We start from the raw sequence: 15,134 nt of genomic DNA on the forward strand, positions 1-15,134 counted from the left end.
CCCCTTCATTAATGTACAATGAAAAGAAAAAAGGAGTCTTTGCTATGACAACATTTTTAGGAAACCCTGTTACCTTTACCGGATCTCAACTTCAAGTTGGCGATACTGCTCATGACTTTTCACTGACTACACCAAACTTAGAGAAAAAATCTTTGGCTGATTTTGCTGGGAAGAAAAAAGTCCTCAGCGTGATCCCATCTATTGACACAGGTATCTGTTCCACCCAAACACGTCACTTCAACCAGGCCCTCTCTGACATGGAGGACACTGTGGTCTTGACGGTTTCCGTCGACCTTCCTTTCGCTCAAGGTAAATGGTGTGCTGCTGAAGGGATCGAAAATGCCATCATGCTCTCAGACTACTTCGACCATTCCTTCGGGAAAGCCTACGGCCTCTTGATCAATGAATGGCATTTGCTCGCACGCGCTGTCTTGGTCCTAGATGCGGACAACAAGGTCACTTACGTTGAATACCTCGACAACATCAACAGTGAACCAAATTACGACGCTGCAATCGAAGCCGTCAAAGCACTTGGATAATAAAAAGAGGTCTACGACCTCTTTTTCATTACTATAAAATTCGTTCAGAGACTTTCCTTAAGAGAATTTCTAAGTGTCCTTTTTCTTCAATCCGAAAGAGGACTACTATAAAATCCGATGGAGTCCATTCTGGAAGAGAACCCGCCAGCGTAAGCGTGGGATGCCTCTGAGGAAACTCCGCACGCGCTTTGCTACTTGTTGCTTATAGCTCTTGCCTCCTTGTGCAAAGGTTCCCTTCCGACTCCAGTAGCCTTCAATACTGCGATCATTCTTCGGAGCTAGATAGCGAACACCTTGCTGATAGAGAACCTGCTTGCGAAATGGCGGATCCCAAAGTTTAACAGGATCAATATCCAAGTCCTTATGGGTCCGGCCCTTGGCTAAGCCATAGTTGAAACTGGCTCCATTGACAATGCCATTTTCAGAAATCTGATTCGGATCCACTTCATTGAGAAACTGGCCACCCTGATCCAGGATATACTCTGTATGGAAGTTGAGTAAGACCTTAAAATTCAACTGGGCCTGAGCACGAGATGGGAAGGCGAGCTGGCCGTCTTGATCCACATAGACCTTATTATGGAGACGAGCCGCTGCATAAGCATCGATTTTAATTCTTTTTGTCTCCTGCAAGTAAGCTTGTAGCGCCTCTTCATCCGTCTGTCCAGTTTTGGCATAATGCTCCCGAATCCACTGGGTCTGATAGGCAGAGAGCAGATAGCGGAACTGGTGGACCTGGCGTTTTAAGAGCTGGTCTCCCTCTTTGCTAGCCAATGGATCCTGAGCAAATGCTACTTGGACCACTCTTGAAAAAGAGGACCAAAAAGACGAATGAGGCGGGCAATCTGGCCAGAACCGCTTCAGTAAGAAGGCAGTCTCCTCACAGGTTCCCGATAAATCCCGTGGCATGAGACAGAGGTGCATGACCCCTCTTAAGAGGGCCTGGGCACGGCCTTCCGTCAACCCTTGCAGTTCTCTCTGCCACATCTCTTGGAAAAGAGGACTGGCAAAGACGAAGACAGAGCGGTAAGAGTCTTGCCTTGTTGCTTCATCTTCGCAAGACTGCAGTTGTTTTTCTAAGTAGCTGAGACCTCTGGTCGTCCAGCCCAGTTTTTCCAATTCCTGTCGCTGCATTTGCACCCTCCTTTCCATATTGTTCTCGGTTTATGCTTCTATACTATCATCTTTCTCCCTCCCAGACAATTCCTATCCACTGGCCAAGCCATTTCGCGCTTTTTTTGATATACTAGAAGAAGCGAAGAAAAGAGGACCCTATGACACCAAATAAAGAAGATTACCTCAAGTGCATCTATGAAATCGGCACGCAACATGAAAAAATTAGTAACAAAGAGATTGCGGCCCGGATGCAGGTTTCGCCTCCAGCCGTGACTGAGATGGTCAAACGCATGATCTCGGAGAATCTCCTCATCAAGGACAAGACCCACGGCTATCTGCTAACCAAGCTCGGCCTCCAAACGGTTTCCGATCTCTTTCGCAAGCACCGCTTGATTGAAGTGTTCTTGCTCAAAAAACTGGGCTATACGACTGAAGAAGTCCATGAAGAGGCTGAAGTGCTCGAACATACTGTCTCCGACCGCTTTATCGATAAACTTGACCAGATGTTAGACACTCCCAAAACCTGCCCCCATGGAGGAACCATTCCACCCAAAGGAAAACTTCTCATCGAGGCTTACCAGGACCGTTTGAGTGATGTCAGCGAACCGGGAACCTATCGTTTGCGAAGAGTCCAGGATAGCTTTGAATTGCTGAATTTTTTAGACCAGATCCAGCTGACCATTGGAGATGTCATTCTCTTCAAAGGCTATGATGATTACACCGGCCTCTATCATCTCCAGATCAAAGACCAAGACATCCAAATCAATCATCTGATTGCCCAACAACTTTACATAGAAAAACATGCCCTTTGATAAAGGGCATGTCAGATTGAAGAAATAGTATTCCTAGAAACTTTCCTTAGGTGAGTACGGACGTCAGCGAACTTCTACGAAGTTCCATGACTTAGTTTTGAACCTAAGGTTTCAAAACTCCCGAATGCTTGAAACAACAATGTTTCAAGCATTTTTCTCACAGCGGAAAGTTTCGGATTTACTTTGACAATCCAGAGTAATATAAGAATTTTTTTGAAAAATTATCCAGCTATCCTAAGTAAAAAGTAATTTGTCTACATTCAAACATGCCTTTTAATCAAGGGCTTGTTTTTTTATGGATTTTTCGTATCGAGGATGATGGTCACTGGGCCATCATTGATGAGTTCAATTGCCATATCTGCAGCGAAGACCCCTCGTTTGACAGGGACTTCCTTTTCTAACAAATCATTAAAATCATCATAGAGCTGGCTAGCCATCTCTGGATTGGCTGCCCCAATAAAGGCTGGACGATTGCCTTTTTTTGTCTGGGCAAAGAGGGTAAATTGAGAAATCGAGAGGATTTCTCCTTGAATATCCTTAACAGATAAGTTCATCTTCCCTTCTTCATCCGAGAAAATTCGCATTTGCGTGACCTTTCGTACTGCGTATTCCAGGTCCTTTTGGTCATCATCCGGACCCACTCCCACCAAGAGAAGAAGTCCTTCTTGAATCTGACTATAAACTTGACCATCAATAGAAACCGAGGCCCTTTTGACCCGTTGAATTACTAATTTCATCTTATTATCCTATTATACAATCTATTGGGCTCACCACTAAGCTTCAAAGAACATCGACTTCAAACAAGGCGATGAAAAGCAGGCAGACTATCCGAAAACCAAAGGCTGTTCAGTTGCTTTTAGGGCAAGGCAGCGAGACGAAGACAGTACTGGAGTACGGCGAGGCGAGCTAACGAAGCAATAAAAGATAACTGAGCAGCCGACTAGCCGTTGGTACGCTTAACAGAGTACACCTCCGGCACACTCTTAATCTTATCCACAACCGTTGTCAACATAGACAGGTTTGGAATCCCGAAGGAAATGTGGATATTGGCAAATTTCATATCTTTGGTTGGTTGGGCATTGACAGTTGAGATCATCTTAGCCGTGTTGGAGAGGACTTGAAGGACATCATTGAGAAGGCCTGCACGGTTGAGGCCGTAGATATCGATATGGGCGATGTAATCCTTGGTCGTGTTATTGTCTTCCCACTCGACGTCGATCAAGCGTTGCTCGTAGTTGTCTTGGGCCCGCAGGTTCATACAGTCTTGACGGTGAATGGCAACCCCACGTCCTTTGGTAATGTAACCGACAATTGTATCTCCTGGGACGGGATTGCAACACTTAGCAATCCGGATCAAGAGACCAGAAGCCCCTTGGATGACCACGCCACCTTCATGGCGGACCTTGAGGGTGTCTTTTTTGTTTTCAACCTTGACTTCGCCACCTTTGACCAGTTCTTCAGCTTCTGCACGCGCCTTGGCCTTTTCCTCTTCTCGACGCTCTTCCTCCGTCAAACGATTAAAGACAGAGATGGCTCCGATTTCTCCAAAACCGATGGCCGCAAACAAGGCCTCTTCGGTCTTGTAGCTGGTCTTTTGCAAGACCTTGTCCATGTGCTTCTTATCCATGAACTTGTTGGCAATCATATCATGCTCATGGAATTGGGCCATGAGCAACTCTCGTCCACGGTTGATCGAGAGTTCCTTGTCTTGGTTCTTAAAGAATTGGCGGATCTTATTGCGGGCCTTGCTGGTCTTGACGATATTGAGCCAGTCACGACTTGGTCCAAATGAATTTGGATTGGTGATGATTTCAACCTGGTCACCCGTTTTCAGCTTGGTAGTCAAAGGAACCATACGGCCATTAACCTTGGCACCAGTCGCTTTTTCCCCGATCTTGGTATGAATCTCATAGGCAAAGTCAATCGGTCCAGAATCCTTTGGAAGAGAACGAACCGCTCCATCTGGGGTAAAGACATAAATCTCTTCGGCTAGATAGTTTTCTTTGACCGTATCTACAAATTCTTTGGCATCATCCGCCTGATCTTGGAGTTCCATCATCTCCTTGATCCAGTTCATCCCAATAGCCGATTCTTTGCTATTGACTTGGCCCTTGATTCCTTTCTTATAAGCCCAGTGTGCCGCAACCCCGTACTCAGCAACCTCGTGCATTTCCTTGGTACGGATCTGGAACTCGATGGGACCTTTTGGTCCGTAAACAGTGGTATGGATGGACTGGTAACCATTGGCCTTGCGATTGGCGATGTAGTCCTTGAAACGGCCTGGCATAGGCTTCCACAACTCGTGGATATAGCCCAGCATGGCATAGACGTCACTTGGTGATTCTAGGATACAGCGAATGGCAATCAAATCATAGATTTCATCAAAGCGCTTCTTCTTATCCTGCATCTTGCGGTAGATGGAGTAGATATGCTTAGGACGACCATAGATTTTCCCGTAGAGGTGGCGTTCTGCCGCATAGGACTCGATCTTTTGGACAACTTCTTCTACCAAGGCTTCCCGCTCGCGACGCTTCTCCTTCATCATATGGGAAATTTTATAGAACTCGACTTCATTCAGATAACGGAAGGATAGATCTTCCAATTCCCACTTGACGCTGGAAATCCCGAGACGGTGGGCTAGCGGCGCATAGATTTCCATGGTCTCCTGGGAAATCCGTTCTTGCTTGTCCTTGCGTAAATGCTTCAAAGTCCGCATGTTGTGCAAGCGGTCTGCTAGCTTGACCAAGATGACACGGATATCCTGAGACATGGCCATGAGCATCTTGCGGTGGTTCTCTGCCAGCTGCTCTTCATGGGACTTGTATTTGACCTTCCCGAGCTTGGTCACTCCATCAACAATCACTCGGACATCGTGCCCAAATTCACGTTCTAGATCATCTAGGGTCGCGTTTGTATCCTCGACAACGTCGTGCAAAAAACCACAAGCAACCGTCACAGCATCCAACTTCAATTTTGCCAAAATGCCGGCAACTTGAATAGGGTGGATGATATAGGGTTCACCTGATTTACGGAATTGCCCACTATGGCAGTCGACTGCATAAAGGAGAGCTTTTTCTACAAATGCAACATCCTCTCCCGACAAGTATTTTTTGGTAAGGGCAATAACCTGGCCCCCTGTTAAAGGTTCTTCTTTCGGCATCTAGTTTTCTCCACTTTCTTGCCTTCTATTCTATCACTTTTAGCTCTATATGAAAACTAGTCCGATTGACTTTCATGCTATTTGAAGAGCTTTCCAGCACTATCAGCCAGAAATCCCGAACTTAGGTTCCCTTTTTATACAAATACTCCATTTTTTATAAAAAATTCATTAATTTGTAATATATAAAAAATAATAAAACGAATAAATTCTGAATAAAATAAGATATAAAAGAAACGCGTGAAGATCTACCTTCACGCGTTTTTCATTAATTCTGTGACAACACTCACTGCGCTAAGGGCATAGAGTGGGGCGGTTTCTGCACGGAGAATCCGAGGACCAAGGCCTGCAAGGACTGCTCCTTTAGCTTCAAAACTTTCAATTTCAGCAGGTGAGAGACCTCCTTCTGGACCAAAGATAAAGAGAACCTTGCTCCCTTTTTCAAGACCACTTACAACTTGTACAAGAGCAGCGCTTTCGCCTTCTTTGGCCGACTCTTCATAGGCCACCACGATGCGGTCAAACTGGTCGAGTTGGGCTAGAAAGTCTGCCTTTTTCTCAAAAAGGGCAATGCTTGGAACAAGATTCCGCTTGCTTTGCTCTGCTGCTCCAAGGGCAATTTTTTCTAGTTTTTCAACCTTTTTACCCAATTTCTTGCCATCCCACTTGGAGACGGACCAATCGGCAGGAAAGGCCCAAATTTGACTAGCACCCAGCTCTGTTACTTTTTGAGTGATAAACTCCAGCTTGTCTCCCTTGGGAAAGCCTGAAGCGATGGTCACTTGAATAGGTAGTTCCACATTGTCAGCTAATTCTTTGATTAGCTCCAACTGACGAGTCTCTACATTTACCACGCGCGCCAAGCGCTTAATCCCATCATCAAAAACTAAGGTAACCTCGTCATCCTCCTTCAGGCGCATGACCTGAAACATGTGCTTGCTGGTCTCCTTGTCCTCGATAGTGACAGGTGAGCTAGCCAAACCTTTTACAAAATACTGTTGCATGCTAGCCTCCAATCACACCAGAGATATCCTTAGTTTTTTTGAAGACACAGGCATTCCATTCCCCTTGGATCATATGGGTTTCAAGGAAAAATCCAGCTGCTTCTGCTGACTCACGGACCATGTCCCACTTGTCCTTGATAATGCCACTCATGATCAGATAGCCTTCATCCTTGACCAAGCGATAAGCATCATCCGTCAGATGAATGAGGATATCCGCCAAGATATTGGCCACGATGACATCTGCCTCAACCTCAACACCCTTAAGCAAGTCTCCTGCTGCTACATGGATGTTTTCCATACCAGGATTAAGTTCAATATTTTCCTGAGCGACACGAACCGCCACATCATCCAGGTCATAGGCAAAAATTTCTTTAGCACCAAGTAGCGAGCTGGCAATAGAGAGAACCCCTGAACCAGTCCCCACATCCAGCACCGTTTCCCCACCACGAAGAACCTGCTCCAAAGCAAAAAGGCTCATCTTAGTGGTTGGATGCGTTCCAGTCCCAAAGGCCATACCTGGATCCAGCTTGATAATCTTTTCTCCAGCAGTCGCCTCATAGTCTGTCCAAGACGGCACGATGGTCAAATCATGAGTAATACGAGCTGGCTCATAGTATTTCTTCCAATTGTCCGCCCAATCTTCCTCAGCCAAGGCAGTTGTACCCATCTTGACCTCTCCCAAATCCATGAAGTCTGTCAATTCTGCTATGCGAGCCTGCAAGTCCGCTTCAACTGCTGCTACATCAACCGTTTCAGGGTAGTAGGCTGTCACCACGATTTCTTCCTCTTGCTCAACCTCTGGGAAAATCTCGCCAAAGCGATCGACATTTCCCACATAGTCCATGCTATCTTCAATTGCTACCCCTTGGGCGCCCAGCTCAATCAAGAGATTGGAAACTAATTCCTCTCCCTCACGCTTCACTGTAACTTTTAACTCTTGCCATGTTTCCATTTTATTAATACTCCTCGTCATATTCTAATCCAAGTTCCTGAAATATGTAGAAACGTAATACCTCTTGACACAATGTACGAAGGTCATACATTTCATTGAAGTCTGTCACTAGATTTTTATATTTTGATTTCTCATCTCCATGAATATAGTAGTTACGACTGTCATACAACTTTTGAACAATACTAGAAATGGAGGCCTCAGTAAGTTTATTCTTCCCTATTTTTCCTGGGACATTAGTAAATAAATCCAGTAATTTCTTTCTCAAGTCATTATCCTGTCTCTGATATTTTAACCTATTTCTAAAGATATTTTTAAAACGATCATCAATATTTTTATTAATAAAATCAAAAACTCTTTGTTTATTTATTTCTTCTTCTTTAGAAACATCAGCTCGTTGTTCACCGCGAAAATTTCTAGCGAATACTTCTAAATTACGAATAGAATCAATAAAACTATCTTCAAGATAGGGAGCCCCATGCAAATTGGCAGTAAAACTTCGAACAATAAATTCTAATTGCTCACTTTTATCGAACCAATTATTTATTATAACTTCAAAATTATCATCAAGTTTATTCAATGAAATTTTGTGTAGTTTATGCTTATCCCATTTAATGTTTTTTCTTGAATGTTGTACAAAATATTTCCCTTTAATTATAGGCCAGTTGTTATCCTTACGTTGTTTACATAGAAATTCAATGGTTAGAAAAGACAAAGGCTTTTCAGACAATATCTCGACTAATTCTCTAATTCTTCTCGAAGCCTCATAGCATTTCTGCAAAGAGACCTTTTCATTTTTAGCAGAGGATAAACGAATTTTATAAAATTGTTCTAAGCTTAATGCGTCATATGAAAAGGTATAGCTTGCTACATCTTCAAACTTTAAATTTTCTGATTTTATCAAAATTTCCGTAGATTTATATCCAGAAACATTTACAGCAATATTAAAATTTTGCTGTTCGAAATCACGTTCCGCGCTTATAATTGATTTGCCAATCCAATCTTCTAAATGATCAAAAGAGAATTGATAATACTGGACTTTGGTATCTTCCAATTCGTCAATCAATTCAACTATCAACTCTTTGAAATTATTCTTAATTGGAAGCCATTGATATTTTATTTCAAAAATTTTAAAATTCTTTATCCTATATTTTTTCATTGGGAATCCCGAACTACTATCTGTCCCATACGGACTGCCATAAGATTCCAAAATTAATAGATTCCCTGAGGAATCAAATCCATATATTTTATCAACAGGATTACCAAAATTAATGGATATAGCCTCATCATTTGGAAATTCACCAAAAATTTCTAATATAATTTCATTTGGTGAATATGTCAAAATTCCACTATTTGCTTCATGGTCAACTACTTTTGATTTATCATCGGAAAAATAACCTTTAATTTCAAATTCTTTATCCCACGAATATGATTTATATGATAGTTTACTCATATCTTGTAGTTACTCTTTCCTTCCACATAATCGCGCACTCGTTCTTGCAATTTGGGAACGACCTGATCTAAAGTAAGAAATTCCTCAATATTCATTAATTTGAAGCTCTGCCCCTCATCTCCAAAGACAATACTGTCAAACTGTTCCTTCGTCAACTGCCCAACTAAAAAGACGGAGTTTTTGTTCTCATCTAACATGCTGGGGTAGATCCAAGACCAAACTATATCATCTTTCAATAGTTGGATGCTCAATTCTTCATAGACTTCACGCGCTACACACTCAAAAGGACTCTCGTCCCCTTCGCGGCCACCACCTGGCAACTCCCACAGATTAGGCCAAGGAATGGTTGGTTTGTCATCGCGTAAGATGGTCAAAATTCGCCCATCACAAATCAAAGCAATCTTACAACCCGTAAAATCCAAGTGTTTATCCAATAATTCCATGATGATGACCTTTTCTTATCATAACTACTACTCTATAGAAAACCCCTAGCTAGCTTTCTTCGATTACTTTTTTGCACTCTGCATCCCAGTATGCTTGCCATCTGCCATGTTTTTTCGCAAAATAAACCGTAAACTCATCGTTTACATAATCTGCAACATAGCGAAGATTAGGCGGGTTTTCCTCACCACTTAATATCCAAGGATGGAAGTAAAAGGTTTTCTCCCACCTCTTCTGAGTATAGCCGAGATCCTTGGCATACTGAGGGATGGGTTGTTGCATCTCACTTTCCAAATAGGACTGAATAGCATTGTCAATACTATTTAAACGAGCTAATAGTTGCTTAAACTGGTCTTCCTCTTCCGTATTAAAACCAACTAGAAATTCAAATTCCGCAAAGGCTTCAGGAAATTCAAGTTCTGTGACTGTACCATCTTTTGCATAGCGCCCCTCCTCATCGACAAGGCGACGAGTTCCAGACTTCAATATTCGCTCGAAATCTAGATCCGCAAAGCGATTGCGGGGAAGAATATCAACTGACGGCTCAGTTTTAGCTGACCTTCTCCTGAAAAACTGTTTGACTTTTTCTAGCATAGTCTCCCCCCTTCTCCTTGAATTCATTATTTAAAAATGTCCACTTAGAATCTTTTCTAATACCTCGGATAAGGATAAAAAGTGCTCTCTTCCAGACCGACTTTCCCTTCTTCAAAGACTTCTTGGTTCCAGACGATCTCAAAGCTCTCTGCTTCTTCGTCTGCTAAAAAATCCATAAGGTCATCCAAGGCTAGCTCGGCTGTATCTTTGAGGAAGGTCGCAAAATAAGCTAGAAACTCTCGAGACAAGCCTTTTTTCGGCTCATATGGAAGGGCTGTTAAATAGGCATCTTCTTCCACATGCGACTTGGCTGGATTGTAGAAGATGACGGCTTCTTCAAAGAAGATATCCTCGTCAGACTCCTCCCCCGACTCATCGACTAGGGCTACCCCTCCTGTGTTTTGCACTTCCAAGAGAAAAGCCACTTCTACCGCATGGTTCTTCTTATCCCAATTGATCTCAAAGTCAAAGGGAAAGACCTTTTCCATTTCCTCTTCCAAAACATCCAAAAATCCATATTTAGACATCGTGTCCTCTTTCTAATTTCCCACTCTTAGAGCGGAATATGATACAATAGTTACTACAATCTTACCATAAAAACTGCCTCATTTAAAGGAGACAAAGCTAGAAAGGAGACCCTCATGCCGGACAATCTCGCCTTACGCATGCGTCCCAAAACCATCGATCAGGTCATCGGACAAGAGCATCTCATCGGGGAGGGGAAAATCATCCGCCGCATGGTGGAGGCTAATCGTCTCTCGTCCATGATTCTCTTTGGCCCACCAGGGATTGGCAAGACCAGTATTGCTTCTGCCATCGCTGGTACAACCAAGTATGCCTTTCGAACCTTCAATGCGACTGTCGATAGTAAAAAACGCCTCCAAGAAATCGCAGAGGAAGCCAAGTTTTCAGGCGGCTTAGTCCTGCTTTTGGATGAGATCCATCGCCTCGATAAAACCAAGCAAGATTTCCTCCTGCCTTTGCTCGAAAGCGGTCTGGTCATCATGATCGGCGCAACGACTGAGAATCCTTTCTTCTCCGTGACGCCTGCCATTCGCAGTCGGGTACAGATTTTTGAGCTGGAACCCTTGACCAATGAACAGGTCAAAGAGGCTATCCAGTTGGCGCTGAGCGATCCAGAGCGGGGCTTTGACTTTCCTGTTACCCTCGACGAGGATGCCTTAGATTTCATCGCTACTTCGACCAATGGAGACCTTCGTTCCGCCTATAATTCTCTCGATTTAGCCGTCCTCTCTACCAAGGAAGGCGAGGATGGCGTCCGCCACATCAATCTCGGAATCATGGAAAATAGCCTCCAGCGGAGCTATATCACCATGGACAAGGATGGAGACGGCCACTACGATGTCCTCTCTGCTCTTCAAAAATCTATCCGCGGATCCGATGTCGATGCTAGTCTCCACTATGCGGCTCGTTTGATTGAAGCCGGCGATCTACCCAGCTTAGCTCGTCGCTTGACGGTCATTGCCTACGAAGATATCGGCCTAGCCAATCCAGATGCCCAGATCCATACGGTGACAGCTCTCCAAGCAGCGGATCGGATCGGCTTCCCCGAAGCCCGCATCCTCATCGCCAACATCGTCATCGACCTGGCCCTTTCACCTAAGTCCAACTCGGCCTACGTCGCCATGGACAAGGCCTTGGCTGACCTTCGGAAGTCGGGCAACCTTCCCATCCCTCGCCATTTACGGGATGGCCACTATGCCGGAAGCAAGACCTTGGGGAATGCCCAAGATTACAAATACCCCCACAATTATCCTGGCAATTGGGTCCAACAGGACTATTTACCAGACAAGCTTAAGGGTGTCTCCTATTTCACTCCTAATGAAAATGGCAAATACGAGCGAGCCCTAGGAGCGACAAAAGAGAAGATTGATCAACTCAAGAAAAGGTGATATCGGTTCCAAAAATTTGAGATTTTCTCTTGAAATTTTTTTGAAATATGGTATCATATACATATAGAAACGCTGTGGTGTACGACTTCACACTTAAGTGTTGACCGACTATTTTTTGTATTATTAGGGAAACAAAGGACTTCTAACAGCATGCAGGCCGTATCACGCGGAAGCAGCTACAGTTAGAGCAAGTTGCCCACCTGCTTAATTGCGCGGGTTCAATACAAACCGTGAAGTTTCGGCACCAATACAGCTTTTTTTTGCCTCCTTAGCTCAGTTGGTAGAGCAACGCACTCGTAACGCGTAGGTCACAGGTTCGATCCCTGCAGGGGGCATCTAAATCAACAGGAAAAAGCCTTGATTTTAAGGCTTTTTTTGCTTGTCATTTTGTTTTTTGTACCAAATTTTGCACCAAATAATTTATATTCACAAAATAAGTGAGTCTCATCCAAAGACTCGCTATTTATCCAACATATCGTTTTCATCGAAAAAACCACCGCGAGGGTGGTTCTTTTTTATCAATCGTCAAACACTCCGCCTGTAAGTTGGTACATAAGGTAGATGTGCTCCAAGGTTTTTACTTTCTCCATGTGATCTACATCTTTAAAGCCTCCCAAAGCTAGCAAAGGAACAAAACCGAAACATTCATCGTAGGCCAATTCACCATGTTTGGCAACAGCTTTTTTGTAGAGTGGAATATCGAAATATCTTAAAACATATTCATCATCCAAAAAATTCAAAAAATGTGACAGACGCTTAATTATAATGTTACAATCCTGAATATTATATTGGACAATCAATACATAGGCGTTCTCCTCCCAAGTAATAACATCTCCAAATGCTGTTACGAACATAGGAAAAGCGATATCTCCTCTGAAATAACTATCTTGGAGAAGCTCTAGATAATCGTCTGGATTGATGACTTTTAGATAACCATCTAAGAATGTTCCTAGGCCATCCTCTTTCCAAATTTGAATCAGCTCAGCAGGGACTTGGTCCTTGTATTTTTCAATTACTTCTTGGGGCATATCTGCCACTTTTACAAAGTTTTCTAGCATGTTTTCCTCCGATTTAATTTCCTATTCACGTTTCACCCTGCCTCTAGTATACCACATTCCATATGTATCAGAGTCTACTTAACAAGAAGAATAACAGTCTCATAGGCATTTAAGTATCTAAAGGAAAGATAATAAGAATAATGTTTTTGAAACACTCTACCAAATATCAGCCTCCTATTATCCTCCCACTTGTGGTATGATGGTATAATATGTTTAGGTGCCAAGCTACTTGAGCACCTCCGTGCCAAAAGGAGAACGAATATGAAAATCGCATGGAATGAAATCAAATACCAACCTAAGAAGTTTATCCTGATTGAACTCCTCATTACCATCCTCATGTTTATGGTGGTGTTTTTGTCCGGACTGACAAATGGACTGGGGCGTTCGGTATCGGCCCAAATCGATAACTATGGGGCCCTGCACTACATCCTTTCGACGGATTCAGAAGGGATTATCCCCTTTTCAACCATTACGGCGAAAGATTTAGAAGAGATCCAAAAGATAGAGGGAATGGACTATTCTGGCTTGTCGATCCAGCGGGCAACTATCTCAAAAACAGAGGATTCCAATACTCTGGACATCACCTACTTCGCAACCGACCACAATGAAGAAGAGATCCTCAATCCAATCATGGAAGATACAGACCTCAAGATCTCCGACTTAAAGAAAAACGAGGTCATTCTGGACCATTCTTTCAAAGAGGATGAGGGAATCCAAGTCGGCGATCAAGTGATCGATAAAACTTCTAAGCAAAAACTCAAGGTCGTGGCCTTTGCGACAAATGCTAAATACGGCTATAGTGAGATTGGCTTTATCAGCTCGGAGACCTACACAGGCATGCGGCAAAAAACAGATCCAAGCTATCAATGGCAAGCTCAAACCCTTGTGACCAAGAAAAGCATCACTTCTAGCAATCTAGCCAGTAACTTAATGGTGGCAGATAAGAAGCAAGTGATCGATAAAATCCCTGGCTACAAGGCTCAAAACCTGACGCTACGGATGATTACTTGGGTGATGCTACTCGCTTCTTCTGCTATCCTTGGGGTCTTCTTCTATATCCTCACCCTGCAGAAGTTGAAACAATTCGGCGTCTTAAAGGCCATTGGCATGTCCATGAGCCAGATCACCTATGTCCAACTATCTCAGCTCACCATCATCTCCCTCATCGGAGTACTGCTGGGGCTTGGCCTGGCAACTATGATGGCGCCATTTTTACCCAATAGCGTCCCTTCCTTTATGACCCTGAAAGACAACCTCACCATCTCGGTTAGCTTTATCCTGACCTCTATCTTGTGTGGTGCCTTGTCCCTTGTCAAAATCAAAAAAGTAGATCCAATCGAAGTCATTGGTGGAAATGGAGAATAAGATGGCCATTATCGCATTAGAAAATATCAGAAAATCCTACGCCGATGGCAGCCAGATGCACCATGTCCTCAATCAACTGAATTTAAGCGTCGAACCCAACGAATTTGTCGCGATCTTGGGCCCTTCAGGATCCGGTAAATCCACTCTCTTAGCTATCGCTGGTTTACTCTTATCAGCGGACGAGGGGCGGATTTCTATCGCTGGCCAAGACCTAACCGGCCTCAACCAAGGCCAGTGGACGCAAAAACGTCTGGAATTGCTCGGCTTTATCTTTCAAGATCACCAGCTCCTCTCCTATATGAAAATCGGTGACCAGTTAGAACTGGTAGCCAAATTGAAGGGGGAAAAGGACAAGAAAAAACGCCAAGAAGAAGTCAAAGCCTTGTTGGCAGATCTGGGCATCGAAGCTTGTTACCACCAATACCCGAATCAGATGTCCGGTGGGCAAAAACAACGGGCAGCCATCGCTCGGGCCTTCATCGGAAATCCGCAGGTCATTTTAGCCGATGAACCAACCGCTAGCCTAGACCCAGATAGAGGGAAAGAAATCGCCCAGTTGATCCAGAAAGAAGTCAAATCCAAAAACAAGAGCGCCATCATGGTGACCCATGACCGCTCCATCCTGACCTATGTGGATACCATTTATGAATTAAAACACGGCCAATTACTAAAGGTCGAAAAAGTTGATTAAATACAAAAAGAGGCTGGGACAAAAGTCCTAGCCTCTCAATTGTCT

The 15,134-nt window shown here is 43.7% G+C and carries 15 protein-coding genes, 1 tRNA gene and 1 other RNA gene; 7 read left to right on the forward strand and 10 right to left on the reverse strand.

The genetic code is table 11. From position 1 onward, the window contains the following. The first annotated feature begins 44 nt into the window (after positions 1-44). Positions 45-539 carry a thiol peroxidase gene (tpx, locus tag H8S88_RS07320; RefSeq protein WP_023027611.1) on the forward strand — a complete coding sequence of 165 codons (495 nt, stop codon included), beginning with the start codon at positions 45-47 and terminating at the stop codon, positions 537-539. A 105-nt stretch (positions 540-644) separates the two neighbouring features. Here tpx and H8S88_RS07325 read toward each other — a convergent pair whose 3' ends face one another. After that, complete coding sequence (locus H8S88_RS07325) at positions 645-1,670, reverse strand: DUF3114 domain-containing protein (RefSeq protein WP_236128216.1); 1,026 nt, start codon at positions 1,668-1,670, stop codon at positions 645-647. 140 nt (positions 1,671-1,810) lie between these two features. On the opposite strand from H8S88_RS07325, the gene H8S88_RS07330 reads away from it, so the two are divergent. Further along, complete coding sequence (locus H8S88_RS07330) at positions 1,811-2,464, forward strand: metal-dependent transcriptional regulator (protein ID WP_023027609.1); 654 nt, start codon at positions 1,811-1,813, stop codon at positions 2,462-2,464. Positions 2,465-2,757: 293 nt separating this feature from the next. On the opposite strand, the gene dtd is transcribed toward H8S88_RS07330, so the two are convergent. The 8 genes from dtd to H8S88_RS07370 all read right to left on the reverse strand — a co-directional run bounded on the left by dtd (position 2,758) and on the right by H8S88_RS07370 (position 10,589). Continuing rightward, the gene (gene dtd / locus H8S88_RS07335; RefSeq protein WP_023027608.1) at positions 2,758-3,201 is read right to left on the reverse strand and encodes a D-aminoacyl-tRNA deacylase; all 444 of its coding nucleotides are present in this window, start codon (positions 3,199-3,201) and stop codon (positions 2,758-2,760) included. Positions 3,202-3,404: 203 nt separating this feature from the next. Next, a complete protein-coding gene (locus H8S88_RS07340; RefSeq protein WP_135783201.1) occupies positions 3,405-5,624 on the reverse strand; it encodes a RelA/SpoT family protein in 2,220 nt (739 codons plus the stop codon). A 251-nt stretch (positions 5,625-5,875) separates the two neighbouring features. Next, positions 5,876-6,625 carry a 16S rRNA (uracil(1498)-N(3))-methyltransferase gene (locus tag H8S88_RS07345; RefSeq protein WP_125335727.1) on the reverse strand — a complete coding sequence of 250 codons (750 nt, stop codon included), beginning with the start codon at positions 6,623-6,625 and terminating at the stop codon, positions 5,876-5,878. A 1-nt stretch (position 6,626) separates the two neighbouring features. After that, positions 6,627-7,577 carry a 50S ribosomal protein L11 methyltransferase gene (prmA, locus tag H8S88_RS07350; RefSeq protein ID WP_125335725.1) on the reverse strand — a complete coding sequence of 317 codons (951 nt, stop codon included), beginning with the start codon at positions 7,575-7,577 and terminating at the stop codon, positions 6,627-6,629. 4 nt (positions 7,578-7,581) lie between these two features. Next, positions 7,582-9,027 (reverse strand): HEPN domain-containing protein, encoded by a 1,446-nt coding sequence (locus H8S88_RS07355; protein WP_125335723.1) that lies wholly within the window; start codon positions 9,025-9,027, stop codon positions 7,582-7,584. Beyond that, a complete protein-coding gene (locus H8S88_RS07360) occupies positions 9,024-9,470 on the reverse strand; it encodes an NUDIX hydrolase (protein WP_125335721.1) in 447 nt (148 codons plus the stop codon). The genes H8S88_RS07355 and H8S88_RS07360 overlap by 4 nt, the downstream gene beginning before the upstream one ends. Positions 9,471-9,519: 49 nt before the next feature. After that, complete coding sequence (locus H8S88_RS07365; RefSeq protein WP_125335719.1) at positions 9,520-10,062, reverse strand: hypothetical protein; 543 nt, start codon at positions 10,060-10,062, stop codon at positions 9,520-9,522. Between the two features lie 56 nt (positions 10,063-10,118). Further along, positions 10,119-10,589 (reverse strand): DUF3013 family protein, encoded by a 471-nt coding sequence (locus tag H8S88_RS07370; protein WP_023027600.1) that lies wholly within the window; start codon positions 10,587-10,589, stop codon positions 10,119-10,121. Positions 10,590-10,703: 114 nt separating this feature from the next. On the opposite strand from H8S88_RS07370, the gene H8S88_RS07375 reads away from it, so the two are divergent. The 3 genes from H8S88_RS07375 to H8S88_RS07380 all read left to right on the forward strand — a co-directional run bounded on the left by H8S88_RS07375 (position 10,704) and on the right by H8S88_RS07380 (position 12,310). Further along, a complete protein-coding gene (locus H8S88_RS07375) occupies positions 10,704-11,975 on the forward strand; it encodes a replication-associated recombination protein A (RefSeq protein ID WP_236128217.1) in 1,272 nt (423 codons plus the stop codon). 66 nt (positions 11,976-12,041) lie between these two features. Further along, positions 12,042-12,235: non-coding RNA, 6S RNA (ssrS, locus tag H8S88_RS09960), on the forward strand. Positions 12,236-12,237: 2 nt separating this feature from the next. Then, positions 12,238-12,310: transfer RNA gene (locus H8S88_RS07380), tRNA-Thr, on the forward strand. Positions 12,311-12,493: 183 nt separating this feature from the next. On the opposite strand, the gene H8S88_RS07385 is transcribed toward H8S88_RS07380, so the two are convergent. Next, on the reverse strand, positions 12,494-13,033 hold the full coding sequence (locus H8S88_RS07385) for a T6SS immunity protein Tdi1 domain-containing protein (protein WP_125335705.1): 540 nt from the start codon (positions 13,031-13,033) through the stop codon (positions 12,494-12,496). A 261-nt stretch (positions 13,034-13,294) separates the two neighbouring features. Between H8S88_RS07385 and H8S88_RS07390 the strand changes: the two genes are divergently transcribed. Next, entirely contained in the window at positions 13,295-14,398 is a 1,104-nt protein-coding gene (locus tag H8S88_RS07390) for an ABC transporter permease (protein WP_125335703.1), read from the forward strand. 1 nt (position 14,399) lies between these two features. Then, entirely contained in the window at positions 14,400-15,089 is a 690-nt protein-coding gene (locus H8S88_RS07395; RefSeq protein WP_061564667.1) for an ABC transporter ATP-binding protein, read from the forward strand. Positions 15,090-15,134: the final 45 nt, after the last annotated feature.

This window comes from Streptococcus sp. GS001, from assembly GCF_021595565.1.
GTDB classification, from domain to species: Bacteria; Bacillota; Bacilli; order Lactobacillales; family Streptococcaceae; genus Streptococcus; species Streptococcus xiaochunlingii.

Coding starts and splice junctions, on each gene's coding strand:
- tpx (WP_023027611.1), top strand. CDS start 45: ATGACAACATTTTTAGGAAACCCTGTTACCTTTACCGGATCTCAACTT.
- H8S88_RS07325 (WP_236128216.1), bottom strand. CDS start 1,670: ATGCAGCGACAGGAATTGGAAAAACTGGGCTGGACGACCAGAGGTCTC.
- H8S88_RS07330 (WP_023027609.1), top strand. CDS start 1,811: ATGACACCAAATAAAGAAGATTACCTCAAGTGCATCTATGAAATCGGC.
- dtd (WP_023027608.1), bottom strand. CDS start 3,201: ATGAAATTAGTAATTCAACGGGTCAAAAGGGCCTCGGTTTCTATTGAT.
- H8S88_RS07340 (WP_135783201.1), bottom strand. CDS start 5,624: ATGCCGAAAGAAGAACCTTTAACAGGGGGCCAGGTTATTGCCCTTACC.
- H8S88_RS07345 (WP_125335727.1), bottom strand. CDS start 6,625: ATGCAACAGTATTTTGTAAAAGGTTTGGCTAGCTCACCTGTCACTATC.
- prmA (WP_125335725.1), bottom strand. CDS start 7,577: ATGGAAACATGGCAAGAGTTAAAAGTTACAGTGAAGCGTGAGGGAGAG.
- H8S88_RS07355 (WP_125335723.1), bottom strand. CDS start 9,027: ATGAGTAAACTATCATATAAATCATATTCGTGGGATAAAGAATTTGAA.
- H8S88_RS07360 (WP_125335721.1), bottom strand. CDS start 9,470: ATGGAATTATTGGATAAACACTTGGATTTTACGGGTTGTAAGATTGCT.
- H8S88_RS07365 (WP_125335719.1), bottom strand. CDS start 10,062: ATGCTAGAAAAAGTCAAACAGTTTTTCAGGAGAAGGTCAGCTAAAACT.
- H8S88_RS07370 (WP_023027600.1), bottom strand. CDS start 10,589: ATGTCTAAATATGGATTTTTGGATGTTTTGGAAGAGGAAATGGAAAAG.
- H8S88_RS07375 (WP_236128217.1), top strand. CDS start 10,704: ATGCCGGACAATCTCGCCTTACGCATGCGTCCCAAAACCATCGATCAG.
- H8S88_RS07385 (WP_125335705.1), bottom strand. CDS start 13,033: ATGCTAGAAAACTTTGTAAAAGTGGCAGATATGCCCCAAGAAGTAATT.
- H8S88_RS07390 (WP_125335703.1), top strand. CDS start 13,295: ATGAAAATCGCATGGAATGAAATCAAATACCAACCTAAGAAGTTTATC.
- H8S88_RS07395 (WP_061564667.1), top strand. CDS start 14,400: ATGGCCATTATCGCATTAGAAAATATCAGAAAATCCTACGCCGATGGC.